At 49.9% G+C, this 891-nt stretch carries 2 protein-coding genes; both read left to right on the plus strand.

The window, feature by feature from the left end; genetic code table 11:
• The first annotated feature begins 158 nt into the window (after window positions 1-158).
• A complete protein-coding gene (locus Q675_RS35425) occupies window positions 159-353 on the plus strand; it encodes a type II toxin-antitoxin system VapB family antitoxin (RefSeq protein WP_011785720.1) in 195 nt (64 codons plus the stop codon).
• The gene (locus tag Q675_RS35430; protein ID WP_023012033.1) at window positions 350-751 is read left to right on the plus strand and encodes a PIN domain nuclease; all 402 of its coding nucleotides are present in this window, start codon (window positions 350-352) and stop codon (window positions 749-751) included. Before Q675_RS35425 ends, Q675_RS35430 begins: the two co-directional genes overlap by 4 nt.
• Window positions 752-891 lie beyond the last annotated feature (140 nt).

The raw sequence follows: 891 nt of genomic DNA on the forward strand, positions 1-891 counted from the left end.
TTGGTCTGGAATACGCAGACTAGGGGTAACGCCCGGCTCACGCGCCGGTTTGGAGCCGTGTAGCGGCGGAAAATCGGTCGCTGTGCAGCCGATTGTTATGTTTTCCCCAAAGTGCTAGATTGTGTATAGAGCTAGATATTTATACACATAGGTGCCATGTGAGAACGAACATCGTCATTGACGACCAACTGATGGCCGAAGCCCTCAAAGCTTCCGGCTACGAAACCAAAAAAGAGGCCGTTGAGCAAGGCCTGAAACTTCTGGTCCAGCTTAGCAAGCAGCAGGAAATTCGAAAGCTGCGTGGCAAAATTAAGTGGGAAGGCGACCTGGATGAAATGCGGAGCGCCGGATGATACTGGTGGATACCAGCGTCTGGATCGACTATTTCAACGGAGTCAAGAACCCGCAGACTGACCTGTTGGATGCCTCAATAGTCCAAGGATCCGTCGCTATCGGCGACCTCATATTTCTGGAAATCCTGCAAGGCATCCGCAACGACAAACACTATCGTCAGACCAAACAGAGCCTGCTCTCGCTGGAACAGTATGAAATGTTTGGCAAAGACATGGCACTTGTTTGCACGGACAATTATCGGGCACTCCGCAAAAAGGGCATCACAATCCGAAAAACTGCCGACGTCATCATCGCGACCTTCTGCATAGAGAAAGAGCTACCACTGCTGTTTCTAGATCGCGACTTTATCCCTTTTGTCGATCACCTTGGACTTGAGCCTGCTCTGAGAGAAACATAACGCTTGCAGTTGCGGCAGGTACGGAGCGCAGCGTAGTAACTGTCCGACAACCTGCACTTGTTATGTTTCAATAATGTGTGACGATTTTAGCGACACCATTCTCATCAAAACGTTTATTTAGTCGCCCCTGCAAAAACGCC

It is taken from the genome of Marinobacter sp. EN3 (genome assembly GCF_000475315.1).
GTDB lineage: Bacteria > Pseudomonadota > Gammaproteobacteria > Pseudomonadales > Oleiphilaceae > Marinobacter > Marinobacter nauticus.